Raw genomic sequence first — 26,151 nt, 5'->3', positions numbered from 1 at the left:
TGATTCGCGTATCTTAGCACTTGGTGTTTTGAATAACACCAAAAATGCTTAACAATGTTCGGCTTTTGCGAAAGGATGAATCCGATGAACAACGGCATGCAGATTTTTGATTATGAAGACATTCAAATGATTCCCAACAAATGTGTGGTGCGTTCACGCAAAGAGGTTGATACCAGTGTGAAATTCGGCCCCCACACCTTTAAGATCCCGGTTGTTCCTGCCAATATGCAGACCATCATTGACGAACCTTTGGCGATCTGGCTGGCCGAACACGATTACTTCTATATTATGCACCGCTTTCAACCGGAGCGACGCATGGATTTTGTCCGCGATATGAAGAAACGCGGCCTGATTGCTTCGATCAGTGTCGGCGTTAAAGATGAAGAATTCGATTTTATCGAAGCACTGGCAGCCAATGAATTGACCCCGGACTATATCACCATCGATATTGCTCATGGTCATGCCCAAATTGTGATTGACATGATTCAACATATCAAACACTACCTGCCAAATGCTTTTGTGATTGCTGGCAACGTGGGTACGCCCGAAGCTGTCCGCGAACTCGAAAACGCCGGCGCCGATGCAACCAAAGTCGGGATTGGCCCCGGTAAAGTCTGCATCACCAAATTAAAAACCGGTTTCGGGACCGGTGGTTGGCAGCTGGCTGCCGTTCGCTGGTGCGCAAAAGCCGCCCGTAAACCGATTATCGCTGACGGCGGCATTCGCAACAATGGCGATATTGCCAAGTCCATTCGGTTTGGTGCAACCATGTGCATGATCGGCTCCCTGTTTGCCGGTCATGAAGAAACACCGGGCAAACACGTCACGATTGATGGCAAAGAATACCAGGAATATTACGGTTCCGCATCGGAATATCAAAAGGGTACCCACCATAACGTTGAAGGTAAGAAGATTCTTTTGCCGGTGAAGGGTAAGATCGGTGACACGTTAAAAGAAATGCAGGAAGATCTGCAGTCTGCTGTTTCCTATGCTGGTGGTCGCGACCTTGAAGCCTTAACCAAAGTTGATTACGTGATCGTTAAAAACTCAATTTTTAATGGTGACCAATACTAAAAGCTTACATTTTGTAAGTGTTGCGAGTCGACTGCGGCTGTGCTATGCTAAGTGGGTTGAACTGTTCGAATATAACCGTTAAAAAACAAACCACAAACAAGGAGTGATAGCATACATGGCTAAAAAGTCAAAGATTGCCAAAGAAAAAAAGATTGAAGCGACGATTGCCAAATACGCACCGCTGCGTGCCAAGTATAAGGCTGAGCACAATTATGCTGCATTGCAGGCATTACCGCGAAATGCGTCCCCTGTTCGTGCCCATAGTCGTGATGAGCTTGATGGTCGGCCACATGCTTACATGCGTAAATTCAAGATGTCGCGTTTGAACTTCCGCGATTTGGCTCATAAAGGTCAGATCCCCGGCGTTCGCAAGGCATCATGGTAAAAAATGACACCTAGCTGGCTTGCTCCCCCAAAACTTGGCGGAGCAAGCCGTGCTAGGTGTTTTTTTATGGGTGCGTTATGGAGAAACCGCTTAGGCTAATCCTGTGTTTCGTACAACAAGGTCGTGCCAACTTTAAAGGTCGGCCGGTGCGTAGGCTTGAGATAAATCGCGTTTTGCATCGGCTTATCTGCAGGTACATCCTGAAACAATAAGGTCACATGCCCGATTGCTTTCAGATTGCTAACGGCCAGTTGCCCGACATAGGTCATCGTAAAGGTTGTCTCGTCAATCGTTATCCGGTCGCCTGCTTGAATCGAAAACTGTGCAAGCGATGCGGGGTCAGCAAATTGCTGGATCACGGCGACATCACGCAATGCGTCCGTTGCTTGCGGCCCAAACAAAATAATCATGGGATCTTTTGAGCTCAAGGCATCCTTGCCAATTGCTGTTACTGTTGCCTTAAATTGCATATTAAAGCCTGCTTTCCATTATTGTTGAGCGTGAACTGGCACGTTATGACAGTCACGGTAAATAGCCATAAATTTTTGCACGTTCTTAAAGTGTGAAATACTCATTTTGACATCCTGGGAGAAATAACGCTGACGACTCAAGTACGCTAATCAACCCTTGCCGCCACACCCGGTACCCGTTATTTCCATTCAGGTCACGCTTTATATCATAGCATAAGCAAGGTCAAAACATGCTATACTCAACATAAATTCGAAAGGAGCAATCGGTTCATGAAGCAAAGACTCTTATTAGGCGGTTACACGCGCCATGGCGGTGCCGGTATCTACGCAGGTACCTTTGACGATACTCAGGGACAATTGGCCGCGCCTACCCCACTGATTTCCGATTTAGGCTCACCGACCTACTTAGCGGTGTCTGATGACAATATTTTATATGCCGTCGATGCAGAAGGTGATCAAGGCGGGGTTGCCAGCTATGATCTGAACACTAATCCTCCTCGCTTGATCAATCGGGTTTTGACGCCCGGCTCATCACCCGCCCATGTTTCCATCGATGAAAATCGTCAGCTCGTTTATGCCAGCAACTACCATGAAGGCCGTATTAATGTTTATAAAATCAACCGCGACCACAGTCTAACGGCCACGGATGAGGTCGTTCATTCAGGCAACGGCCCCCGTCCGGAACAGGATAGCGCCCACGTCCACTTTGCGGCAGTCACGCCAGATTTTCAGCGACTCGCAGTTGTGGATCTTGGTAACGACACCTTGACGACCTATGCCGTTAGCGATGCCGGTAAACTCAGCGATCCCATCGTCTTCCATACCGAACCCGGATTTGGCCCGCGGCATATTGCCTTTAATCACAATCAGCCAATTGCCTATCTGCTTGGTGAGTTATCCAGCAAAGTCAGTGTTTTAAGCTACGATGCCGGTACCGGCAGCTTTGAGCTTATTACAACATTGCCAACTATCCCGGCCGACTATACCGACCACAATGGTGCAGCCGCGATCCGCCTCAGCAGTGACCAACGTTTTCTTTACGTCTCTAACCGTGGCTTTAACAGTTTGACGGTCTTTGCTGTCAGTCCCGACGGCCGTAATTTGACGCAGTTGCAGCAAATCAGCACAGCTGGTGACTTTCCGCGCGATTTTAATTTTGATCTGACAGAACGTTACATCCTTGCCGTCAACCAAAATACCAGCAACGGAACCTTATACAGCCGCGATCCGAAAACCGGTACACTCACGGAACAGCAACGCGACATTCCAACACCGGAAGCTGTTAATGTCTTGTTCTTAGCGGATAAGTAGTGGATTTTTTAACTCGCGTGGGACTTGCTTAATTACCACATATGATGAAATCGGTCAGCAAATGCTGTCCGATTTTTTTGACGCTATCCCCCCGTACCCGTCTTCGACCAGCACAACCACCACTGCCGCCGGATTCTGTAAGATCCCAATAAATTGCGGCTTCAATGTGGCAAGTGGGCTAAAACCTTGTATACTGTTAACATTGAGAATTGGAGGGTTATTATGTTTGATATTATTAAAGCCGTGATTATCGGGATCGTCGAAGGGCTGACGGAATTTCTCCCGATAAGTTCCACCGGCCACATTGACCTGGTTAATCAGGTCGTTAAGTTGTCCCAGGGACGCGAATTCATGAACATGTTTGAATACGTCATTCAGTTCGGTGCGATTTTAGCCGTCATTCTATTATATTTCAATAAGCTGAATCCATTTTCTAAGCCAACCGTTAAGGAACAAAACGCAACCTGGCAATTATGGGCAAAAGTCATCATCGCGGTTTTGCCTTCCGTTGTTGTTGGCCTGCCGCTCAACGACTGGATGGACAAACATTTACATACACCACTGGTCGTTGCCACTACTTTAATCGTCTACGGGGTTTTGTTCATCATCGTTGAAAACTACCTCAAAAATAAACCGTCACACATCACGACATCGGCTGACATCACTTACCAAACCGCGCTGTTGATCGGTCTTTTCCAGGTTCTGTCAATTGTCCCTGGCACTTCCCGCTCCGGCGCAACGATCCTGGGAGCCTTATTAATCGGTACATCCCGTTATGTTGCGACCGAGTTTTCCTTTTTCCTGGCGATTCCGACCATGGTTGGGGTGTCGATTCTAAAAATCGGCAAGTACTTGTGGCAAGGCAACGGCTTCACCGGCGAACAGTGGATCGTCCTGCTCACCGGCTCTGTCGTTTCGTTCCTAGTTGCCATCGTCGCCATCAAGTGGCTGCTTAAATTCGTCCAGACACATGACTTTAAACCCTTTGGCTGGTACCGAATCGCGCTCGGTGCTATCGTGTTGCTTGTGATGTTCCTTTAATTATGCCATAGGAGGATGTTATGTTACGAGAAGTTGCTGTTGAAAATTATACGCATATTCCCCAAGCCTTAGCTGCTGGTGCCGATCGCATCGAACTTAACGATAATCTGGCGGTGGGCGGCACAACGGTTTCGAAAGGCGTTATGGCGGAAAGCGCAAAATATGTCCACGAACATGGTCGCAGCCTGGTGACCATGATTCGACCACGGGGCGGAAACTTTGTCTACAATGACACCGAATTAAAGATAATGGAAGCCGACTTGTTTGAAGCCCAGGCACTCGGTGTTGACGGTGTTGCTTTTGGCGCCTTGACCGCAGATGGCCTGATTGACGAAGATGCAATGACCAGTCTGATTGCTGCGAGTGCCGGCATGAGTGTGGTTTTCCATATGGCCTTTGATGCCATCCCCGAAGACCAGCAACCGGCCGCCATCGACTGGCTGGCGGCCCATCATGTTGACCGCATCTTAACGCATGGCGGACCGCTCACGACCCCAATCGAGTCCACTCTGCCCCATTTACAAACGCTGATCGCTCACGCCGCGGATCAAATTACGATTCTTCCCGGCGGCGGCATCACCAGCCAAAATGCTACGGCAATTGCCGACAAGTTAGGCGTTAAGGAGTTACACGGCACTAAGTTGATTGATTTTTAAACTAACTATTCCCACGTCCCGTCTGTGCTAAACACGATTGAATAAAGCCCCACCAAAATCGGTTCTCGGAACAAAAGGCTTACCCACACAGCCTTTCGTCTCGGAACCGATTTTTTGATGCATTGATAAACTGCTTCGGACTAGCTCAAACCGGTTTTTCTTTTTAGATAACGCGCGGTATGATACTAGAGGGAAAAATGAAACGAGGGTTACGCATGATGCGAAAAATTTTTATCGGTATAATAGCATTCTTTGGACTTCTGACCTTATCCGGCTGCCAGAAAAAGGCCCAGCCGACTTACCTCAAAACGCCGTATACACAAAATGAATTCGTGATGGGCACGACTTGTACCTTGACGATTTATGATAAAGGCAAAAAATCGGCATTAAAAGACGGTTTTGCCATGATTCATCATGTTGACGATGAAGCGACGCTGACCCGCGGTGGTTCGGTGCTTGATAAAATCAATGACAATGCCGGCATTAAACCGGTCAAAGTGCCAAAAGACTTCATGCCGCTATTGGAGAAAGCTTATTATTTTTCCAAAAACTCAAATGGCAGTTTTGATATGGCGATCGGTGCAGTGACGAATCTGTGGCAAATCGGCTTACCAGGGGCGCGGGTACCAGCGCAAAGCGAGATCGACCAAGCATTACCGCTGGTTAACTGGCGCGATGTCAAGCTTGATTCAAAGAACAACACCGCCTATCTCACCAAAAAAGGTATGCGCCTTGATTTCGGCGGCATTGCCAAAGGCTGGGTGGCTGATAAAGTCCGCGACGTGTTACGCAAAGACGGCGTCACCGCGGCCATTATCGATCTTGGCGGTAACGTGGTGGTCATGGGCCACTCGCCACTGGGGGCCAAACGCGACTGGCATGTGGGCATCCAGGATCCGACTGCTGCGCGCGGCACCGCTGTTGGCACCATTCCGGAAAGTGACGAATCGATTGTCACTGCCGGTACCTACGAGCAATATCTGATTTCCCACGGCCACAAATACATTTACCTTTTTGATCCTAAAACCGGCTATCCTTATGACAACAATCTAGCTTCAGTCACGATTGTTTCCAAAAAAAGCGTGGATGGTGATGCGCTGTCAAATGCCGCTTTTGATAAGGGATTGAAGGATGGCTTGCAGTATATGAATGCTAAAAATAGTCAGCACATCCAAGCCATTTTCATCACCAATGACAAAAAAATCTACTTAACCAACGGACTCAAGAAACAATTTAAATTTGATGCTGATTCGGGTTACCACAAAGGCAATTTCTAAGTTCGCGCTAAATACAATACGCCCAAAGTCAGTCACCGCTTGAGACTGACTTTGGGCGTATTTGCATGCGAAAATAGATAAATTTATTAACCGGAGTTCAGCAAAAAGTCCACTCATCCCCGCAGCGGCAACTGCAAACGCTCAGCCAGCCCCGCCATATCCTTTGGCAACGGTGCCTGTATATCCAGCCATTTCTTTTTCAGTGGCTGCCAGAAGCGCAGATGAGCGCAATGCAACGCCTGCCGTTCAAAGCTGACAGGTTGTCGGCTGTACAAATCGTCGCCAAACAACACGTGCCCGATCGCCGCAAAATGCACCCGAATCTGGTGTGTCCGACCGGTGTGCAACGTCACCAACACAGCCGCGGCCTGCGAAGTCTGCGCCAGCGTTCGATATTCGGTCACGGATGGCTTGCCAGTCGTGCTCACGATTCGCCGCATATAAAAGCCTTGGCTCACCCCAATCGGCAACACGATCCACCCATGGGCAGGCAACGGCGACTTAGCGGTAACAATTGCCACATATTGCTTCAAGAAAGCCTCACTATGCAGTTGCCGATCCAGCAGACTATGCGCCAGACTGTGCTTGGCAAATACCATTAAACCGCTGGTATCCCGATCTAACCTAGTGACAACGTGTACCGCCTGACTTTCCGCACGCGTTTTGATCAAATACGCCTTGACCATATTGGCCATACTGTCATTTTTACGACCGATTGCCGGAATCGATGCCACGCCGGCTGGTTTGTTGACGACTAGATAATCATCATCCTCATAACAAATCGCCAGATCATGTGGGTACGGGACGACACTATCAGCCGCCTGCTCGGGAGCGGTTTGAACCAGGATTCGGTCGCCCGTGCGAATCCCATACGCGGTATTGCGTTGCCGTTTATTCACAAAAATAAAACCGCCTTGATAGTGGAGCTTTTTGAGTTGGGCACGGGAGAAACCCTGTTGTCTTAAAAAAGCCCCCAATTTAAGCGGCGGCCCTTCGTAATGCCATTCAAAACGCATTAATGTTTCGCTCCAATAAAAGCATCTTCGACCCGATCCCAAAAATGCATGTGCCGATAACGGGCAAAATGAATCCGTTCTTTGGCAATCTTATAACGAATCTGTTTAATCGTTGGTGGATTAATCACAAACTGATCGACTGTCATCACATAATCATCCCGACCAGTCGGCTCCAGCGTCACCCATTCATCAGGCGCCGTAATAATCGGCGAGCTCAGCGTCCGAAATACCCGATTATTAATCGACGCAATTTCGGTCACCTGAAGTGCGTCTAACCGCGGATGCATGACGGCCCCGCCATTTGATTTGCTATAAGCCGTCGAACCGGTCGGCGTGGAAACACACAAGCCATCGCCTCGAAAACTCTCGAAGAAATCGCCTTTAATATAAACTTCTGTCCGCATCGTACCGTTCAACCGCTTCAAAGTTGATTCATTAAGTGCCAAATAATGCGCACTCGTGGCATCCGCGTACATGGCACGAACATCCAAAAGCGGATAGCTCACGCTTTGCCCGGAATCTTCCTTTAAGGCAATCACAAGGTCTTCAATTTCAAAATCGCGCCAGTCCGTGTAAAATCCCAGATGACCGGTATGCACGCCAATAAAGCGAATAGTATCCAGTTGGTCAGCGTACCGATGAAAGGCCGACAACAACGTGCCATCACCGCCGATTGTGATGACAACATCGGGGTGCCGTTCATCCAGTTCAAAATGGCCGTTTTTTAACAGCTTAATTAACTTTTGGGCTGCCGTGATGGAGGCAGGTATGCTATTATGAAAAACCGTTACGCGCATCTTATTCATCCTTTTTACTGTCAGGCTTTTTTTCGTCAGTTGTGTCAGGATACGGCTGTTGTCCCTTGCCATAAACAAATAAATGTTGGGCTTCCTGAATTTCTTCGCGAATATCGGACATTTCCTTGTCAAGCATGAAGGAAGCCTCTGCCGCTCGCTTAAGCCGGGCTTTTAACGTGTCCGGAAATTCGCCATTGTATTTGTAATTCAGGCTGTGCTCGATCGTTGCCCAAAAATTCATCGACATGGTGCGAATCTGAACTTCGGCTAGAATCTTTTTTTCGCCGTGAATCAGCTGCACCGGATACTCAATTACAACATGGTAGCTGCGGTAGCCGGAAGGTTTCACATTGGTTACGTAATCCCGTTCTTCGACGATCTTCATATCCGTCCGTTGACGAAGCAGATCGACCACCTGATAAATGTCTTCCACAAATTGGCACATAATTCGCAGACCAGCAATGTCTTGCATATCCTGTTCCAAAAGCTCATCGCTAATGAACCGGCGACTCTGCTTCTCAATAATCGAACTGACCGGTTTAACCCGTCCCGTCACGAATTCAATGGGTGTATGCTCATTGGCCTGTTGAAATTGTTTACGCATGCCACGAAATTTAATCTTTAATTCCCCGACCGCTTGTTCATATGGCATTAAGAAACTGTCCCAGTCTCTTTGCATTACTGGCCCTCCCATACTAAACTCTAATAATGTGGTATGTTTGTCAGCTAACAAGTCAAAGCTTAATTGTTTGACTTGTTGATAGTTCCCGACAGCACTCACGACCACCATTCTATCATATTTTTGGCATGTAACCGGTGCCGTTGCGTTTGGAGGCAACTCATGGCTATTTCCCGCGAACAGGAATTTAAAACTTGTTTAACCAAAACCGCATTTCTGGCGATTTTGAATCATTTTGAGTTTGACCCGGCTTTTTCCCAAATGAACACCTATTATGACACAGCTGACGGTGCTGTCAAAGCGGCACGTCTTGGCTTGCGGATTCGCCAGTTTGCCGACCATGCCGAGCAAACGCTGAAGGTTCCCAACGACAGTCAGCATCGTGATCTTCAGGAAATTACCGATCCGCTCACATCGATGGAGGCGCAAAATTTAATTGAGCGGGGTGAGCTTAAGCCCGGCCAGGTCACCCAAACATTGGCAGCCCGCCACATTGACCCGGCAAGCGTCCATCCGCAAACACAAGCCAAAACAACCAGACGACTCGCACATCTGCCGGCTGGCTTGTTAACACTCGATCAGACCTTTTATATCGACCAGACCTCTGATTTTGAATTGGAAATGGAGTATCAAAACCTAGATGAAGCCAAAAAATTCTACGATAACTTGCTACAAAATTTTCACATAAAAAAACAACCTGTCATCAATAAAGTACAACGTGCATATGAGCATGTGCATGATTCACAAGCTAAATAATTGTTACTTGCGCGATTTCTGATAAAGTAAGTGTAGAAATTTGTTGCCAGCACATTGGAGGCCAAGACCGTGTTAGAAATTTTTCTTTTTTTCAATCCGATTGGCAGTATCTGTCTGAGTACAGAGCAAAAGCTGCTACACCAACTGGATAAATTCCAACAAGAGGTAAAGGTTCATTTTGTTCCGGTTCTCAATCTGGACATTATTGAACAATTCATGCAGTACGAACAATTAAACGTCCACAGCCTTGCCAAACGAAATCAATTGTTGCGTGCCGCTTATAACCTCGCATTGGATTATAAAGCGGCCCAGTACCAAGGCAATAAGAAGGCGCGCATGTTGCTGTTGCGATTACAACAACACGCGCCACTGGTTCAGTATCAATACGATGCCGCCTTCGTTGCCAAAATGCTGACGAAATGTCATTTAGATCATGAAATGTTTTACGAGGATCGGCAGCGCACCGAAGTCAAAATGGGGTTTGATTCCGATCAGCGTACTGCCAACCAGATGGGTATTACGCAGACCCCTTCCCTTGTCATTGTGGACACGGATCGCGCCGTTGATGACGGTCATGCTGTCTTAATCGAGCAAATCAGTGATGCCGATCTCATTCCGCAACTTTGTGACCTCATCAGAACAGATCCGGCCCGATTCTTCACTGAACAACCGGAAAATATGGGTGGTCATTTTCGATTCTTTTAAACGCCTCTAACGTCGTCACCCACCTTCACGATTAAGCGACCTAGCTTGATAACAGGCAGGTTGCTTAGCTGATCGGTTTCATCTGGCAGCAAACAGTTTAGCTGAATAGTTCTATGGTGTACTTGGGACTTTGCAATCATGCAAGGTCCTTTTTATATGATATGAGCGTGAGCCAGCCCGTTTAGAAGCTGGAGTGTAAGGCTCTTTTACTCCAGCGAACGTGTTACGGCGTGCGTTAAGTCAGGCTAAGTTTAGGCCGTCGCGCACAAAGACTTTAACCATTTAAATTCTGAACCCCTCATCCGCAATCTTTTTCTGATGAGTGCGTTATGTTGGCCAGCTTCCGGTCAATATCCGCAAACCATTGTGGCAACTGGCGCCACTGATAGCGCGAACCATCAAAACCGATGAGGCCAGCGTTTTTGATCAGTGCCAGCCAATGAGTATCAAGCACCCTAGCAAGTGTCCTGGCTGGCAATAAGGGCGTCCAAACATCTGGTAACGCGCTTACCCAGAAACGCTGGCTTTGCGCTGCTGTGAAGCTCCGACCTTCAAATATCAGTAGCCACTGAATCCGCAACCGTAATTCTGGAACGCCAAAATGCCGCAGCGGATGCGGTTGGTTATGAACCACCCAGGGAGCACCTTGCAAATTATGCCGTCTTTCATATGCCAATGCTTGGAGACGCATCCATGGCCGAGCGCGCTTCTGCAAGCTTAAAGCAATTTGTCTGGCCTGACGATAGCCATCAACTGATTCGGACTGCCATTGTTGGCTTGGCGGGTTGTCATGCGCATAGTGCGTCCAAAGCCGACCTTTGTCTTTTAGCTGTAACCGCGACAAAGTGCCAATCTGCACATTTAAATACCACAACGTTAACCTGTCATTTTCCAATGTCAAAAATTTGCGGGCTTGTCGTTTTCCTTGTGAATCGTGGTACCGACGTCCCAAGATCCAACCCACTTGCCAGCCACGGCGATGATACATCGTCGTCCGCTTCTTTAAATCAGGAATACTCAACGGGCTTGCCTGAAATTCCAACACTTTAGGTGGTTGTTGGTGAATCAGAATATCGGCACGCTGGCGGATCGCGGCATCATAGTATTCCAGTGTTGCCGGTCGCTCATGCTGACGCAGCCAGGTTGCCAACCAGCTTTTCCCGGCCAGATGTTCAGCGCTTTCCGGTTCGCCTTCACCAATTGGCCGCTGACGATGGGCAAAGTGCGCCGGCAGTACAACGCCATTTTTGATGAACACCCGTTGTTGGCAAAGTGGACAATGAAAGCGACCGCCAGCCAATTGACGCGCCTGCTGATGACTGGTTAATGTGATGCGGCGATTGTTCTCGTCTAACGCTACAAACATCATTTTCACCTCGTCTACAGATTACGCCAACAATCAAAAATGCCTTGTCCTTCCGCTAATCATCGGTTGGACAAGGCATTTTGATGACTAGCTATCGAAAAAGTAAACTCTCTATACAAAACTGAAAAAGCCAGCCAAATTAATTTTTAAAACTATGAATCGGCGCCGGAATCCGCCCGCCGCGGTTGATGAACTGAGTGGCATCGCCGTCATTGACTGCCATGATCGGAGCCGTACCGAAAAGTCCGCCGAATTCTACCTGTTCGCCTACGTGTTTACCTGGCACAGGAATGACGCGAACCGCCGTGGTTTTATTGTTAATCATGCCAATCGCCGCCTCGTCGGCAATCATGCCGCTAATCGTGGTATCCGGTGTATCACCCGGAACTGCCACCATATCCAGTCCGACCGAGCAAACGGCCGTCATTGCTTCCAACTTTTCCAAACTGATCTGGCCATTCGCCGCGGCCGTAATCATGTTTGCGTCTTCGGATACTGGAATAAAAGCGCCTGACAAACCGCCGACCCGTTCCGCTGCCATAATGCCGCCTTTTTTCACAGCATCATTGAGCAGGGCGAGGGCTGCCGTTGTTCCCGGTGTGCCAACATGACTGAGGCCCATCGTCTCTAAAATCTGGGCCACCGAATCGCCTTGAGCTGGGGTTGGTGCGAGACTTAGGTCAACAATATTAAACGGTACTTTTAGCCGTTCAGCTGCCACCTTACCCACAAATTGTCCCATTCGTGACACTTTAAACGCGGTCTGTTTAATGGTTTCACAGACGCCTTCAAAGCTGGTATTTGGTTCGGCTGCTAACGCTCGTTGCACAACCCCGGGCCCGGAAACACCGGTATTAATCGCCACGTCACCTTCAGAAACACCCCAGAAAGCACCGGCCATAAACGGATTATCTTCAACGGCATTACAGAAGATCACCAGTTTCATCGCATTCTGTGGCTTACGAGCGGCGACCTGCTTGACCACTGTACCCATTAGCTTCACGGCATCCATGTTCAAGCCACTGCGAGTGCTGCCAATATTGACCGAGGCACAAACCCGTTCGGTCGTTGCCAGCACCTCTGGCAAACTTTTCATCAAAGCGACTTCCGCATCTGTACTGCCATTTTGAACCAAAGCCGAATAGCCGCCGATTAAGTCGACGCCCAGGTCTTTCGCTGCCCGATCCATTGCCTTGGCAACCGGACGAAAATCCAACGTTGGGTCAGCACCTGCCAATAGACTGACCGGTGTCACGCTGATACGTTTATTGACAATCGGAATGCCGTACTCATCACTAATGGCCTCCGCAACCGGAACAAGTTTGGCGGCTTTGCGCATGATTTTGGCATAAACGTGATCGGCCGTTGTCTGTAAATCGCCGGTCACACAATCCAGCAAGGAAATTCCCATCGTGATGGTACGAATATCCAGGTTTTCCTCGCTGATCATTTCAATTGTTTCTTTAATCTGTTGCGTTTCCATGATTACTCCCTCATTGATCTAATTGGTGGTGATTAAAGCCGATGCATGGCATCAAAAATTTCTTGGCGGGAAACTTTAATTTCCACACCGATCTTGTCGCCTAAAGCCGTCAGATGCTGCTTAACAGACTTAAAGCTGGCATCATCCGGGATCTTGGCAAGTAGCATCATGGTAAAAGCGCCTCGCATGATGGTTTGTGACACATCCAAAATATTGACGTTCAAGTCGGCCAATGCCGTTGTCACTTGGGCAATGATCCCGACTTTATCAGTTCCAATAACGGTTACGATGACTTGCATGATTTGTCCTCTCTCTAAAAAGCTTTATTTTGATTGATGCTTAAAATGATGTCTCATTTTACCATAATCCGCCTCGCAACTTGGAGAGATCTTCAAATACTTAGACCTTAGCATCGGTAAATTATTTTCCCAATCAAACTATCTTATGATTCAAGTCAGCACTGAACCAATGCCGTGATAAACTAAATCGTGGAGGCAGAAAATGAAAGTCGTTAAATATTTTGCGGCACTGCTTGGCATGGTGCTATTCGCATTCGCGTTAAGTCAGGTGCATCCCGATCACAATGCACCTTTAACCAGTGATACTCGCGCCAACATTTGGGTGCTGAGCGATACCCATTTCATCGCGCCCAGTTTGCACGATGAGCGCACCGCTTACACTGAAATCAAGAAATCCGCTGCCGGTAAGGACATGGATTATCAACCGGTAGCCGTTCATGCCCTGGTACAAAGTGCGCTTAAGGCGCGGCCAACAGCTTTAATCATCACCGGTGACGTGACGTTTAATGGCGAAAAAGCCAGCGCGGAAAGCTTGATGCGACGCCTGCAACCGCTTGTCGCCAATGGCACCAAGGTTTTGATCATTCCCGGTAACCATGACATTTACGACGGCTGGGCGCGTGCATACAAAGGCAAGCAACAGCTGATGACCGAGCAAATCAGCCCTAACGACTGGCGGCAAATTTTTCATACCAGTTACGCACAGGCGGCGGCGCAGGATCCGAACAGTCTGAGCTATCGCGTGAATCTGAACCACCAATACCAGTTATTGCTACTCGACAGCAATATTTACACGATTGAGCCATCCAATCGCCCGCCTAACACAGGTGGCAAACTCTCGCCGCAAACGTTGAGTTGGGTTCGCCAACAGCTTGCCATCGGGGCTCATGCCCATCGCAAGTCAATTGTTTTCATGCATCACAACCTTTATAACCACAATGAAGCTGTGAATGAGGGCTATGTTTTAGACAATAGTGAGGCATTAAAGAAGTTACTAACCAAATATCATGTTCCGCTCTTGTTTTCCGGTCATATCCACGCCCAGGACATCAGTCGTGATCCCACTGGTCAATGCTCGACGATTGAGGTGGTCAGCGGTGCCTTTTCAGTCAGCCCGGCAAGTTATGGCATTGTCAGTTTCAGTCCGAATAAAATTACTTATCAGAAAAAAGCTACGGATCTAACGCCTTACCTGACGTCTGCGCAACGAAAAAATCCTGATTTATTGCATTATCAACGATACTTAAAACGTCTCTTCCTTCAAGATGGTGAAGGTTTGGCATATGGTGATTTGATGGACAACGGTGTGACCAATGAACACGATTTAGATGCGGCGGCCAGACTGATGGGGATCCTTAACTGGCGCTTTTTCACAGGTGATGACCACCCGAACAAAGCTGAACTCAAGCGTCTTCATGCCGATCCGGGGTGGGCGGTCCTCGAACGCTCGCCGATGTTGCGTCGTTATCTTAAAACCATTGTGCAGGATCACAATCTAAACGATCAGCATCTTGTCATCAAACATCCCTAATATTGTTTATCGGCAATGTTTCATTTTGTAAAAAGCAGGCCTTAGCGTCAACGCCAAAAGCGTTACTCTAAGGCCTGCTTTTAGCAGTACTGATGAACGAATGGCTTCTTGAGACTAGGATCACAATTGCGGCTGGCTTAAATGCTCTGTTAACCGAGTGATCGCTTTAGCAACGAGTTTCGGATCAGTGGCGAGGTTCAAGCGAATATACGTCGCCGTTTTGGGCGAGAACCATGCACCGTAGTCAACTGCCAAACCGCAGATGCCCTCAACAAAGGCCTTGACGTGGTCAGGTGCCACATATGCACCAATATCAACATAGGCTAAATAAGTCCCTTGAAGATCGGCAACAGTCGCTTTGGGAGCCGCCTGCGCTAAACCATCCAACAATTGCCGGTAGTTATACCGAACCACCTGAAGAACCTGATCCAGCCACGCAGCGCCATGCCGATAAGCAGCCTCGCCTGCGACCTGCCCCATCAAGCTGGTATCAACCGGATGCAGCTGTTTGATAAAGTCGTCATATTTGGCGCGCAGGTTTTCGTCTGGAATGATGATATGTGAGTTCAGCAGCGCAGCAAGATTGAACGTTTTCGAAGGGGCATTCAACACCACGAGATTTTGGCGGGCTTTGCCTTCCGCCACCTGCAAGGCTGACGTAAATTTAGGGCCGCTGACTTCAAGGTCACCGTGGATTTCATCGGAAACCACCGTGATATCATGCTGACTGGTAATCGTAAACAGCCGAGTTAATTCGTCCCGCGTCCAAATTCGTCCCACTGGATTATGCGGCGAACACAGAATCATCGCTTTAATGTGAGTTGTTGCCAGCGTCTTTTCCAATTGATCGAAATCCATTCGCCAGCCATCGGCAGTTAATTGCAGATCAACCGAAACTACGCGGCGGCCGAGGTCTTTGATCGCATTCATGAATGGATAATAAACCGGCTGCATGATTAAAACCGGGTCACCGGGGTCGGTCAGCCAGTTCACCATGGCATATAACGACTTCACCACGCCGACGCCAAACCGCATCCATTCCGGTTCGACTGTCACCCCATGGCGCTCTTTTTGCCAATTAATGAACGCACCATAATACGATTGTGGACGGATGGAGTAGCCAAACGTCCCTTCCTGTACGCGGGCGGTTAGGGCATCCAAGACCGCTTGCGGCGCCTTGAACTCCGTATCGGCAATCCACATTGGCAACAAATCATCCCGGCCAAATTCTTCTTTTAATCCATCCCACTTGACGGCATTACTATTTCGCCGATCAACCAAGTGTGCATCAACAAAGGCTGCAACGTCAGCTGGCAATTCTTCCATCAACGATCCCTGCTTTCTTGCTTTTGTTGCCATTGTACGCATCCATTCAGGGTGTGTCCACCGCGTTCAAGTCGCCATGACCCGCTAACGGCATACCGTTACTCAAGCAAGAACCTCTTTCAACGCCGGCTCAATCGCTTCAGGCGTTGTTTTCGGGGCGAATCGTTTCACAACCCGGCCATCGCGATCAACGAGAAACTTCGTGAAGTTCCATTTAATCGACTTCCCCAACTCACCAGGCGCTTCGGTTTTAAGATATTTGAAAAGTGGGGCCGTGTGCGCACCGTTAACTTTGATAAGCTGATGCATCGGAAAACTGACCCCATACTTCATTCGGCACGCCTCTGCCGCTGCATGACCGTCTGCCAACTCCTGTTTGAATTGATCCGAAGGGAATCCTAAGACGACAAAACCCTGATCTTTGTACTTTTTATATAGTTTTTCCAAACCGTCAAATTGCGGGGCAAACCCGCATTTAGTCGCCGTGTTCACGATCAGCAAGGGTTGCCCTTTATACTTGCTCAATGAATACTCTGCGCCATCTTCCAAAGTTGCATCGAAATCATAAATTGACATAGTTGGTCCGCCTTTCTTAATCAGAGTTGATGCCTTATACTAACACTTTTGGCGAAACAAACGGTACCGAAAAAATTCTTAAAACTTTTGCATACCGAAAAAATTCTTAAAACTTTTGCTTGCGTGGCCTACGCGCTTCCGCTATAATCATTTATGTTGTTGCCGCGATGGCGGAACTGGCAGACGCGCAGTGTTCAGGTCGCTGTGGGATTTATTCCCGTGCAGGTTCGATTCCTGTTCGCGGCATTTCATAGGATATTTTAGACTTCTTTAGAAAATGAAATGCCTATATATCAACGTTTTAGCCCTCCTAGGTTATCTTAGGCGGGCTTTGTTTTTGTTTTCAGGGGGGGACAAAAAGGAGACAAAATAAGCCTCCCTGAGCAAAGGAAGCGAATCATCGAGACTGTGTAGACTGGAACTAAAACTGCTTGGCTCAAATACGATCAAAAATTGCAAAAATGTAAATGATTCCTAAAATAAGCTCGAACGCCTATCGTCAATACTGCATCTAAGACTCACGCCACCTTGTATCTTTATAAATCACTTATCTTTTTTGTGAATAGGTGTTGACCGTTTGCTGTAAGATATGGATGGGTGTGTCCATTGTTCGAGTTTTCTAGGCGCTTCATCACCAGTTGCGAAAAACCGTTATTTGTATAAAATTCACGTAAATGAGGTTCATCGTCAACTTCAACGTATAAAACAAGTCCACCAACCACTTCATTTGCAACTTTTATAGTTTTATACGCCAAACTCAATAATTCTGCCCCAGTAATAAGATGAATGTCATGATACTGAAAGTTTAATCCAAGCTGCCCTAGTAATATCGAAGAAACGGCGTAATTCTCTTGCTCTGTCCTGTAGCCCATCGGCATCAGCTTGCGTTGCACAGACTTCGAAAGTCCACGCCAATTCTTCTTTGATATGGTCAGTGGTTTAGATGAAATAGAAAAATAACCAACAAGCACGCTTCTACCTTTGTACGAACTGAACACAAGTGTTGTCCGTGCTAGCGAGATTTTTTCAAACTCAATGCAACGCTCATGTAAGAAATTTTTACGTCTTTATTGATTGAAGTAAAAGAGGAGAGGCTCTCACGAACCTGCTCCTCAGGATACTTTTTTATAATTCCATTTAGAGAAACGAGATCAAGGGCCAACTTTCGCCCTCTCATGTCCACTACCAAAAAAAGAATCAAATTTGGCAGTTTTACTTAAGTCAGTGCTTGAGTAATGTCGAACCCTTTGTGTCACCTCAACATCAACGCGCTTAGACTGTTGTAACGCATTAGCCAAAGCACTCGCAGTTTTCGAAGTGAATTTAAAATCTGTTTGAAAGCTCTTCGTAGCCATGACTAACATCCCTTTCAATCTCATACTAAGCAATATTCTTACTCGATTTCAGTATTACTGGAGATCACCCAAATGTCAATAAAAACACTCTTAACCTAAAAAGATGGAGGCGAACTAATGACACATAAGACGCACCGCGCATTTGGCTGCTATGGGATTGCAACCATTGATCAGCACTTGATCGTCATTCGTAAAAATGGCGGCCCTTACATCCACCGCTTTGATCTTCCCGGCGGCAGCTTAGACGGCCCTGAGCCACTTGAGCATGATGTTTTGCGGGAGTTTAACGAGGAAACGGGACTCACCGCCACGATTGATCGTCAGTTGGGCGCTACCAGTTTTGTTTATCCTTGGCAGTATGAGCACTGGACCATTAATCAACATATCTGCGTTTTCTACACACTCACGATCACTGGTGGTCAATTAGCTAAAACCGTACCGCAATTCATCGGTCAGGATTCGCTAGGCGCGCAAGCCATCCCACTGGAAAAATTAACTTGGGAGAACGCCTCGCCGCTGGTCATGTTTGCAAAAAGTTTCTTACAAACCGGCCAAGCAGATTTAACCACTAAAACATTTCGTGAATGGACCGTGTTAAAGGAGGGCTCTGATTCATGAAGCAATTAACAGAACAGTTAGCGCAGGCAGTTGTGCGGCCACGGCAACGCAATACTTACAAAGGTAGTTTTGGCAAAATCCTTATTGTCGGTGGCAACGCACAGTTCGGTGGTGCCGCCATCATGAGTGCCAGTGCGGCGGTTTATGCCGGCGCCGGATTGGTCAGTGTGGCGACTGATCCAGTCAACCGCAGCGCCTTGCACGCCCGCTTGCCTGAAGCCATGATTCTCGATGCTGCTTCGTCTGCCCTCGAAACGGCTATTCGTCAAGCCACGGTAATTGTCGTCGGTCCGGGATTGGGAACCGATAACGCTGCCTTGGCGATTTTAAAGCGGGTCTTTGCGGCAGTTGAGCAGACGCAGGCTCTAATCATTGATGGTTCTGCCATTACCCTTGTGGCTGCGCATCATCTCGACTACCCGAACGCGCAGCTCATTTGGACGCCGCACCAGGTCGAATGGCAGCGGTTGTCTGGCCTTGCACTCCCCGACCAAACTGTCACCGCCAGTCAACAGGCGGCCAGCAGCATCCCTGGTATCGTTGTGGCCAAAAGTTCCCAGACGCATGTTTTTGTTGGCGATGACGTTTACGAAAATATGGCCGGTGGTCCGGCAATGGCCACAGGCGGCTCTGGCGACACGCTAACTGGCATCATTGCTGCATTTGCGGGTCAATTTCAGCCACTGAAGCAAGCGGTGTTAGCAGCCGTATTCGTCCACTCACATGTCGCTGATATTGTCGCTATGAATAGCTACGTGGCATTACCTACGATGGTGATTCGGGAGCTGCCTGCCTATCTGAAACAATTGTCTGAATCTTAAAAAGGTTACCAACCAATTCAGAGCATTTCCTTCATATAGGTGGGCAAGTCAGATTAAAAGCGGCAGCAAGAGCAGATTTTTCCACTCTTGCCGCCGCTTTTTATTAACGCAAGCTTATTTACACACCAAACTAATCTAGCCGTTATTTGGATATCTGTGCCAACTGTGCCCGTTCTTCATCTGTCAACGCGCGATAGTCGCCAGCGGCCATATTTTCCGGTAAATGCAGCGGTCCCATCGCGATGCGGGTCAAGGCAACCACCTCGTTGTCGACCGCCAACAACATACGCTTGATTTGATGATACTTACCTTCCGTGATCGTCATTTGAATCACTTTATTGTTAGTTGCCGGCACCACCGTTACTTCTGCCGGAGCTGTTGTAAAATCTTCTAAAACAATGCCTTGCTCCAACTGACGCTTCATGTCGTCAGTGAGTGCTTTTGCCAGTGTAGCGGTATAGGTTTTGGCAACGTGATGATTCGGTGCCAAGAGTCGATGCCCTAAATTGCCATCGGTGGTCAGCAGTAACAATCCGGTCGTGTCTTTATCCAATCGCCCAACCGGATATAAACCAGGCCGGTAATCATGCGGCCGAATCAAATCCAGAACAGTTGGTTGCACCGGATCCTCAGTTGCCGTAATGACCCCTGCCGGCTTATTCATCAAATAGTCGACTTCAAGCGGTCCATCGGCTTGCGCATCGTTCACTTCCACTGCGACGCCCGGTAAAATATTGTAACCCGGATCTGTCACAAGTTCGCCGGCAACTCGAACGCGTTTATCACGAATGAGCGCCTTGACTTCTTTTCGACTACCAAATTGCAAATGACTTAAATACTTATCTAATCGCATAACATCACCGAATGTGTAAGATTTCGCGTAACCGACTGACTCGTTCGCCAATAATCATGTCTGCCAAGCGCGTTTTTAAAATTAAATAACCATAAATCAATACCCCGACACCAACCGCTACCAACAAAACCAAAGCAGCGCCAAACTGGCTTTGCGGGTTAATGATCATACCGGAAAAATTCACGATCAGGTAACAAACGGCGCACATGATCAATGAAAACGCCAGAATACCGATACCGCGGCGAATCGTTTGACGCACGTGAATATTGTACATCCGATTCGTTGAATACAGCATCAACAGGCTTGATACCGTCATGCCAAGCATCGTTGCGATAATCGGCCCATAGACATCGAAAAAGAAAATCATCGGCCACTGCGCGATGACTTTGACCGCCATCCCCACTAACATTTCCTGAATCGCCAGACGATTGTTGAACAGGCCCTGAAGAATCGCAGCTAACACCGTAAATAGGCCCAGTAAAATTGCTAAAATTGATGACCACTGTAATAGCCTGATGCCCAACCAATCCATATCACGATAAAACAAAACATACAAAGGACGCGCAACCGCCACCATCCCAAAGGCTGAAGGAATCATTACAATAAAGAACAGCTGTAAGGTGTTCGTGATTTGCCGCGCCAACCCCGCAACATCACCACGCGTTTTGGCACCGGCCAGCAAGGGCACAACGGTAATGGCCATGGCAACCGCCAAGCTAACAATAATCATAATCAACTTATTCGCATTACCGGCAAATAAGGCGTAGAACCGATCCAGTTGGTCCTCACTTACGCGATAAAAAGCCTTCATCATCGGGTTAAACGTATATTGATCGATGATGTAGTAAATGTTAATCGTCGAATCCATGATGATGAATGGAATTGCCTGACGCACCACATCCAACAAAATCTCGTTGACGCTGATGTTCAGAGCCTGTTTACTTTGCGCCTCTAACGCATCTAAGCGCGGCTTTTGCTGAACAAAATACACAACCAATAGACCGAGTCCAAAAACTGCGCCAATAAACGCCGCAAACGTTGAATGAACCACCGCATCTAAGTAATGATGATTGCCGGCAACCATAATCGCATACGTCATCACCAGCATGTACAAAATTCGGGCGACCTGTTCAACAAACTGGCTGATCGCGCTTGGTGCCATTTCATTGTACCCTTGGAAAAAGCCGCGAATCAGACTCAACGATGGGATTAGCAGCAACGGCCACGCCAACGACCGGAAAACCGGGATCATCCGCGCATCCCCTGCCGCTAATAACGGTGCCAAAAGCCACATCGCACCGCAAGACAAAACACCCATAAGAAGCATGGCGATTGTCCCATGATAAAAGAGGCGCATGCCCGTTTTATACTCGCCCATCGCGTTGTACCGGGCAACTTGCTTGGAGACCGCCCCTGGAACACCCGCGGTTGAAATAATCAAAAACAGACTATAAATCTGATAGCCCTTGGTAAATAAGGCATTTGCCGTTAGAAAAGCTGCACCGAGCCAAATACGCCACGGAATGACATAGATGGCTCCTAAAATCCGCGAAAAAACACTGCCGGCAGTCATCCACGCCGAACCGCGGATCATTTTTTCCTTGTCTGAACGCGGCGGCTGATTACCGCTGCCCAGCAAATTTTCCATGATAAGCTCCTGTCGTGTTGCGTAATCCTTTATATTTTAGGCAATCCGCGCCTCACTTGCAATCTTTCCCGGATTTCTTTGGTGAATCAAAAGAAAACTTTGATAATTGTCGATAACACAATTATTAATATGATACCACGCCAAAGGAAGTTTAAAGACCGACTTGGCGTAATAGTCTGGAATGACGGGCTTTGTTTGGGGGGTTAACTTGTGTTTATAGTTGTTAGGGGGCTGGTTGATGCTCGCCAGCGCAGAAGCCTGCGTGTAAGGACCTTGGGTGCAATGGCCTAAGCCCGGGCCATCACGCCCAAGGCCACTTACACTCCGGCTTCTAACCGCGCTGACTCGCGCTCAAAAAAATCAGTCCCATCGACCCTCTCAGTCTTTGGCACCGATTTTGTTTTGCTGGAACCTAACGTTGAATGGTTGTCGTAAGATCTTGACGTCACGGATCTTCAATAACTCGCAATATCATCTCATTACTTGGCCACGATGTTGATGATTTTTCTTGGAACCACGATGATCTTTTTAATGTCCTTACCAGCCGTGAACTTCTGGACATTTTCATTGGCTAGTGCGGCTTGTTTGATGTCATCGTCGGATTCGTCAACATTGGCAGTGATGGAACCGCGGAGTTTGCCGTTGACTTGGACCATCATGTCGTACGTATCGGTCTTGAGCTTGCTTTCATCGTAAGTCGGCCATGGCGCATATGTCAGGCTGTGATCGTGGCCAAGTCGTGACCAGATTTCTTCCATCAAATGCGGGGCGATCGGTGCGAGCATTTTGACAAAACCTTCGACATACTCTAACGGCAAATCGTCGTCTTTGCGTGCGGAATTGATGAAGACCATCATCTGAGAAATTGCCGTGTTAAAATGCAAGGCTTCGTAGTCTTCGGTTACCTTTTTAACGGTTTCGTTATAAACCTTGTCCAAACGGCCGTCGTTGATGGTTGTGATGCGATCACGCAATTTGCCTTCGTCATCGATAAAGGCACTCCAGACGCGATCCAGGAACTTGCGCGCACCGGCCAAGCCCTTTGTGGACCACGCGATGCCGGCATCCAGCGGGCCCATGAACATTTCATAAAGGCGCAGCGTATCGGCGCCGTATTCGTCAACCACATCGTCAGGGTTAACGACATTACCCTTGGATTTACTCATTTTTTCATGATTGTCGCCCAGAATCATGCCTTGGTTGTACAGGCGCTGGAATGGCTCTTTATTCGGAATCGCGCCGATATCATAAAGGAACAGGTTCCAGAAGCGCGCGTACAAAAGATGCAGGACCGCGTGTTCAGCGCCGCCAATATAAAGGTCAACCGGCATCCACTGCTTGAGCTTGTCGTAATCGGCAAGTGCTTCTTTATTGTGCGGATCGACAAAGCGCAGGAAATACCATGAAGAACCAGCCCATTGCGGCATCGTGTTGGTTTCTCGCTTACCTTTGCGCCCGTTCTTGTCGACAACATTGACCCAGTCCGTCAAATTGGCCAATGGACTTTCACCGGTGCCACTCGGCTTGATATCGACTTCCTCAGGCAATACCAGTGGCAGTTCATCTTCCGGTACCAGCGTGGTTTCGCCGTCTTCCCAATGAATGACCGGAATCGGCTCGCCCCAATACCGCTGACGGGAAAAGACCCAATCACGCAACTTATAATTGACTTTGGCGCGACCAATCCCCTTATCTTCCAGCCAGCTAATCATCCGATCAATGGCGTCCTGTTCGTTTAAACCATCCAAAAATTCGGAATTGATGTGAACCCCATCGCCAGTGTAGGCTGCCTCATCAATATTGCCACCTTCGATAACCGGCTTGATTTCGATCCCAAATTTTTTGGCGAAGGCATAGTCACGATCATCATGCGCCGGTACTGCCATGATTGCCCCAGTCCCATAGGTTGCCAAGACATAATCCGAGATCCAGATTGGCAGTTTTTCGCCATTAACCGGATTGGTAGCATAAGCGCCGGTCCAGACGCCGGTTTTCTCTTTATCCAGCGCGGTCCGATCCAGATCGGACTTATGTGCAGCTTCCTCAACATAGGCATCGACAACTGCCTGCTGCTCCGGAGTCGTAATCTTTTCAACCAATTCATGCTCAGGCGCCATCACCACATAGGTTGCGCCAAAAAGTGTGTCCGGACGCGTCGTGAACACGTCGAATTTTTCCTGACTGTCAGTGACTGCAAAGGTAATCTGCGCACCGGTGGATTTACCAATCCAGTTGCGTTGCATCTGTTTGATCGATTCCGGCCAGTCTAGGTCATCGAGATCGGCAAGCAGTTTATCCGCATACGCCGTAATCTTCAGCATCCACTGCCGCATTGGTTTGCGAATGACCGGAAAGCCGCCGCGTTCGGTTTTACCATCGATAACTTCTTCGTTAGCCACAACGGTTCCTAAATCCGGGCTCCAGTTAACCGGCACTTCTGCTTCATAGGCCAACCCATGTTTATACAACTGTTCAAAAATCCATTGCGTCCACTTGTAGTAATTTGGATCTGTCGTATTGATTTCGCGATTCCAGTCGTATGAAAAGCCAAGACTATTAATTTGACGCTTAAATGTTTCAATGTTTTGCTTGGTGAAGGTACGCGGATTGTGTCCAGTATTCAAGGCATATTGCTCAGCCGGCAAACCGAATGCGTCCCAGCCCATCGGATGCAACACGTTGAAGCCCTGCATCCGTTTCATCCGTGCAACAATATCCGTTGCCGTATACCCTTCCGGATGTCCAACGTGCAGGCCTTGACCTGACGGATATGGGAACATGTCTAACGCATAAAAATTCGGTTTTTTCGGATCAGTCGTGGTATTAAACTCGTTATGTTCTGCCCAATAACGTTGCCACTTCTTATCGATCTTATGATGATCATATGCCATTTCTTTACCTCCTGATTATTTTGTGAGCGTGAACCGGCGCGCTTAGGGGTCGGAGTGTAAGCGGCCTTGGACGTGATGGCCCGAACTTAGGCCATTGCGACCAAGGTCCTTACACGCAGACTCCTGCGCCGGTGAACGCGTTACAACGTGAACTGGTTCACTAATTTTTCAAACAAAAAACCGCCCTATCTTCATTAGGACGGCTCAGCCGCGGTACCACCTAAGTTCTGTTTGCACAGCGCTCGAAGGAGATAACGGTCCGACCGGCTGCGATTACTGGCTTCACCGCAGCAACTTCAAAGGCCAGTTCAGTCTTAGCATCGTCAGGCTCGCACCACCGCCTGCTCTCTGATCCCCGCATCGACTTACTACTCCTTTGTTCGTTTGATGATTGCGTCAATCATAGCAAAAACCTTAGATGTGTTCAATGGTCTTTATGCTATTCTGTTCATATTAGTCATTTTCTTCGCGCATTCATCACAATTTATAGCGCTTAATTTTGGGGAGGTTTGTTTTGTTACATCGTCGTTCACTACCGCTCTGTCTTTCAGGAGCTGCATTGATCATTTTTATCACCCTATTGGTCGGCATTGTCACCGACGCCAATTGGATTCATACGGTCGATCAGCAAGTTATCGCTTTTGTAACCCATTTTCATGCAACAACGCTTAAGCCGCTGCTTCTCATCATTACCGAGTTAGGAAACCCGAGCATTTTAGTAGTTTTAACCATGTTGCTGGCAGCAGCGCTTTTACTTTGTCGTTATCGGACTGCTGCCGTGTTTACAGCGAGCGTTGGCGCCATCATGGGGGTGCTCAATGTCAGCATCAAATATCTGATCCAACGGCCGCGGCCGTTCATCGCGGATCCGCAAATTCGCGCCTTAGTCAAAGCTAGCGGCTTTAGCTTTCCCAGCGGACATTCCAGCGGCACCATGATGTTTTATGGCACCATCATTCTTTTGGCGTGGGCATTGTTTAAACATACGACTAGCAAATGGTTGATCACGATTCCGGCAGTCCTGATGATCGGTCTGACCGGTTATTCACGTATCTTTGTCCGGGTCCATTATCCGACTGATGTCTTTGCCGGCTTTTCGTTGGGATTCGCCTTGTTAATGCTGAGTTGGTGGTTTTTCAGCCCGTATTTGTCTCGCCAGCATCAACGTAAGCAAAAAGCAGATCGCTGAGTAAAACTCGCCATCTGCTTTTTTAATA

Annotated in this window: 25 protein-coding genes, 1 tRNA gene and 1 other annotated feature; of the genes, 13 read left to right on the top strand and 13 right to left on the bottom strand. The window is 48.1% G+C overall.

Translation table 11 applies throughout. The features are described from left to right. Nucleotides 1-96: 96 nt before the first annotated feature. Together LACZS1_RS04230 and rpsN are read left to right on the top strand one after the other, a co-directional pair. Nucleotides 97-1,074 (top strand): GMP reductase, encoded by a 978-nt coding sequence (locus LACZS1_RS04230; RefSeq protein ID WP_044112599.1) that lies wholly within the window; start codon nucleotides 97-99, stop codon nucleotides 1,072-1,074. Nucleotides 1,075-1,189: 115 nt separating this feature from the next. After that, complete coding sequence (gene rpsN, locus LACZS1_RS04225) at nucleotides 1,190-1,459, top strand: 30S ribosomal protein S14 (RefSeq protein ID WP_003564153.1); 270 nt, start codon at nucleotides 1,190-1,192, stop codon at nucleotides 1,457-1,459. Between the two features lie 95 nt (nucleotides 1,460-1,554). On the opposite strand, the gene LACZS1_RS04220 is transcribed toward rpsN, so the two are convergent. Beyond that, on the bottom strand, nucleotides 1,555-1,929 hold the full coding sequence (locus LACZS1_RS04220; RefSeq protein ID WP_010489512.1) for a PTS glucitol/sorbitol transporter subunit IIA: 375 nt from the start codon (nucleotides 1,927-1,929) through the stop codon (nucleotides 1,555-1,557). A 270-nt stretch (nucleotides 1,930-2,199) separates the two neighbouring features. Here LACZS1_RS04220 and LACZS1_RS04215 point away from each other — a divergent pair, with 270 nt between their 5' ends. The 4 genes from LACZS1_RS04215 (at nucleotide 2,200) to LACZS1_RS04200 (ending at nucleotide 6,214) form a co-directional block, all read left to right on the top strand. After that, on the top strand, nucleotides 2,200-3,240 hold the full coding sequence (locus LACZS1_RS04215; protein WP_070650250.1) for a lactonase family protein: 1,041 nt from the start codon (nucleotides 2,200-2,202) through the stop codon (nucleotides 3,238-3,240). 222 nt (nucleotides 3,241-3,462) lie between these two features. Next, a complete protein-coding gene (locus LACZS1_RS04210) occupies nucleotides 3,463-4,281 on the top strand; it encodes an undecaprenyl-diphosphate phosphatase (protein WP_274804304.1) in 819 nt (272 codons plus the stop codon). A gap of 20 nt (nucleotides 4,282-4,301) precedes the next feature. Next, nucleotides 4,302-4,937 (top strand): copper homeostasis protein CutC, encoded by a 636-nt coding sequence (locus tag LACZS1_RS04205; RefSeq protein ID WP_070650252.1) that lies wholly within the window; start codon nucleotides 4,302-4,304, stop codon nucleotides 4,935-4,937. A gap of 218 nt (nucleotides 4,938-5,155) precedes the next feature. Continuing rightward, entirely contained in the window at nucleotides 5,156-6,214 is a 1,059-nt protein-coding gene (locus tag LACZS1_RS04200; protein WP_070650275.1) for an FAD:protein FMN transferase, read from the top strand. Nucleotides 6,215-6,327: 113 nt separating this feature from the next. On the opposite strand, the gene LACZS1_RS04195 is transcribed toward LACZS1_RS04200, so the two are convergent. From LACZS1_RS04195 to yjbM, 3 genes are read right to left on the bottom strand one after another with little or no spacing between them, the layout of a single operon-like run. After that, nucleotides 6,328-7,230, bottom strand: a complete 903-nt coding sequence (locus LACZS1_RS04195; RefSeq protein ID WP_070650253.1) for an RluA family pseudouridine synthase — start codon at nucleotides 7,228-7,230, stop codon at nucleotides 6,328-6,330. After that, on the bottom strand, nucleotides 7,230-8,099 hold the full coding sequence (locus LACZS1_RS04190; RefSeq protein ID WP_080958156.1) for an NAD kinase: 870 nt from the start codon (nucleotides 8,097-8,099) through the stop codon (nucleotides 7,230-7,232). Before LACZS1_RS04190 ends, LACZS1_RS04195 begins: the two co-directional genes overlap by 1 nt. Next, nucleotides 8,029-8,706, bottom strand: a complete 678-nt coding sequence (yjbM, locus tag LACZS1_RS04185) for a GTP diphosphokinase (RefSeq protein ID WP_010489529.1) — start codon at nucleotides 8,704-8,706, stop codon at nucleotides 8,029-8,031. Before yjbM ends, LACZS1_RS04190 begins: the two co-directional genes overlap by 71 nt. 162 nt (nucleotides 8,707-8,868) lie before the next feature. Here yjbM and LACZS1_RS04180 point away from each other — a divergent pair, with 162 nt between their 5' ends. Together LACZS1_RS04180 and LACZS1_RS04175 are read left to right on the top strand one after the other, a co-directional pair. Then, a complete protein-coding gene (locus tag LACZS1_RS04180; protein WP_070650254.1) occupies nucleotides 8,869-9,462 on the top strand; it encodes a CYTH domain-containing protein in 594 nt (197 codons plus the stop codon). A gap of 69 nt (nucleotides 9,463-9,531) precedes the next feature. Further along, the gene (locus LACZS1_RS04175; RefSeq protein ID WP_025012499.1) at nucleotides 9,532-10,167 is read left to right on the top strand and encodes a DsbA family protein; all 636 of its coding nucleotides are present in this window, start codon (nucleotides 9,532-9,534) and stop codon (nucleotides 10,165-10,167) included. Nucleotides 10,168-10,465: 298 nt separating this feature from the next. Here the strand turns inward: LACZS1_RS04175 and LACZS1_RS04170 are convergent, their stop codons facing one another. The 3 genes from LACZS1_RS04170 to LACZS1_RS04160 all read right to left on the bottom strand — a co-directional run bounded on the left by LACZS1_RS04170 (nucleotide 10,466) and on the right by LACZS1_RS04160 (nucleotide 13,315). Next, nucleotides 10,466-11,533 (bottom strand): competence protein CoiA, encoded by a 1,068-nt coding sequence (locus LACZS1_RS04170; RefSeq protein ID WP_070650255.1) that lies wholly within the window; start codon nucleotides 11,531-11,533, stop codon nucleotides 10,466-10,468. Between the two features lie 139 nt (nucleotides 11,534-11,672). Then, nucleotides 11,673-13,016, bottom strand: coding sequence for a PFL family protein (locus tag LACZS1_RS04165; RefSeq protein WP_070650256.1), 1,344 nt, complete (start codon nucleotides 13,014-13,016; stop codon nucleotides 11,673-11,675). A 32-nt stretch (nucleotides 13,017-13,048) separates the two neighbouring features. Next, on the bottom strand, nucleotides 13,049-13,315 hold the full coding sequence (locus LACZS1_RS04160) for an ACT domain-containing protein (RefSeq protein WP_010489536.1): 267 nt from the start codon (nucleotides 13,313-13,315) through the stop codon (nucleotides 13,049-13,051). 202 nt (nucleotides 13,316-13,517) lie between these two features. Between LACZS1_RS04160 and LACZS1_RS04155 the strand changes: the two genes are divergently transcribed. Further along, nucleotides 13,518-14,846: a metallophosphoesterase gene (locus LACZS1_RS04155; RefSeq protein ID WP_070650257.1), complete on the top strand. Its 1,329-nt coding sequence runs from the start codon at nucleotides 13,518-13,520 to the stop codon at nucleotides 14,844-14,846. A gap of 120 nt (nucleotides 14,847-14,966) precedes the next feature. Here the strand turns inward: LACZS1_RS04155 and LACZS1_RS04150 are convergent, their stop codons facing one another. Both LACZS1_RS04150 and LACZS1_RS04145 read right to left on the bottom strand, forming a co-directional pair. After that, a complete protein-coding gene (locus LACZS1_RS04150; RefSeq protein WP_070650258.1) occupies nucleotides 14,967-16,172 on the bottom strand; it encodes a MalY/PatB family protein in 1,206 nt (401 codons plus the stop codon). 102 nt (nucleotides 16,173-16,274) lie between these two features. Then, nucleotides 16,275-16,748, bottom strand: a complete 474-nt coding sequence (locus tag LACZS1_RS04145; RefSeq protein ID WP_047107482.1) for a glutathione peroxidase — start codon at nucleotides 16,746-16,748, stop codon at nucleotides 16,275-16,277. Between the two features lie 161 nt (nucleotides 16,749-16,909). Between LACZS1_RS04145 and LACZS1_RS04140 the strand changes: the two genes are divergently transcribed. Next, nucleotides 16,910-16,994 (top strand) — tRNA-Leu (locus LACZS1_RS04140). A 290-nt stretch (nucleotides 16,995-17,284) separates the two neighbouring features. Here LACZS1_RS04140 and LACZS1_RS04135 read toward each other — a convergent pair. After that, nucleotides 17,285-17,719, bottom strand: a complete 435-nt coding sequence (locus LACZS1_RS04135; RefSeq protein ID WP_070650259.1) for a hypothetical protein — start codon at nucleotides 17,717-17,719, stop codon at nucleotides 17,285-17,287. Between the two features lie 501 nt (nucleotides 17,720-18,220). Here LACZS1_RS04135 and LACZS1_RS04130 point away from each other — a divergent pair. Beyond that, nucleotides 18,221-18,721, top strand: a complete 501-nt coding sequence (locus LACZS1_RS04130) for an NUDIX domain-containing protein (RefSeq protein ID WP_070650261.1) — start codon at nucleotides 18,221-18,223, stop codon at nucleotides 18,719-18,721. Then, nucleotides 18,718-19,542, top strand: coding sequence for an NAD(P)H-hydrate dehydratase (locus LACZS1_RS04125; RefSeq protein WP_070650262.1), 825 nt, complete (start codon nucleotides 18,718-18,720; stop codon nucleotides 19,540-19,542). The genes LACZS1_RS04130 and LACZS1_RS04125 overlap by 4 nt, the downstream gene beginning before the upstream one ends. A 142-nt stretch (nucleotides 19,543-19,684) precedes the next feature. On the opposite strand, the gene LACZS1_RS04120 is transcribed toward LACZS1_RS04125, so the two are convergent. The 3 genes from LACZS1_RS04120 to leuS form a co-directional block, all read right to left on the bottom strand. Further along, nucleotides 19,685-20,395 (bottom strand): pseudouridine synthase, encoded by a 711-nt coding sequence (locus LACZS1_RS04120; RefSeq protein ID WP_070650263.1) that lies wholly within the window; start codon nucleotides 20,393-20,395, stop codon nucleotides 19,685-19,687. A 4-nt stretch (nucleotides 20,396-20,399) separates the two neighbouring features. Continuing rightward, nucleotides 20,400-22,043 (bottom strand): putative polysaccharide biosynthesis protein, encoded by a 1,644-nt coding sequence (locus LACZS1_RS04115; protein WP_047107488.1) that lies wholly within the window; start codon nucleotides 22,041-22,043, stop codon nucleotides 20,400-20,402. A gap of 479 nt (nucleotides 22,044-22,522) precedes the next feature. Further along, nucleotides 22,523-24,934 (bottom strand): leucine--tRNA ligase, encoded by a 2,412-nt coding sequence (gene leuS / locus LACZS1_RS04110; protein ID WP_070650265.1) that lies wholly within the window; start codon nucleotides 24,932-24,934, stop codon nucleotides 22,523-22,525. Between the two features lie 192 nt (nucleotides 24,935-25,126). Next, nucleotides 25,127-25,320, bottom strand: a binding site (T-box leader). A 128-nt stretch (nucleotides 25,321-25,448) separates the two neighbouring features. Here leuS and LACZS1_RS04105 point away from each other — a divergent pair. Further along, nucleotides 25,449-26,123: a phosphatase PAP2 family protein gene (locus LACZS1_RS04105; RefSeq protein ID WP_070650266.1), complete on the top strand. Its 675-nt coding sequence runs from the start codon at nucleotides 25,449-25,451 to the stop codon at nucleotides 26,121-26,123. Nucleotides 26,124-26,151: the final 28 nt, after the last annotated feature.

It is taken from the genome of Lacticaseibacillus zeae subsp. silagei (genome assembly GCF_030770335.1).
In the GTDB taxonomy this organism is placed as follows: Bacteria; Bacillota; Bacilli; order Lactobacillales; family Lactobacillaceae; genus Lacticaseibacillus; species Lacticaseibacillus zeae.
The sequence above is the reverse complement of the archived record's forward strand: the minus strand, read 5'-3'. Positions and strand labels throughout refer to the sequence as shown.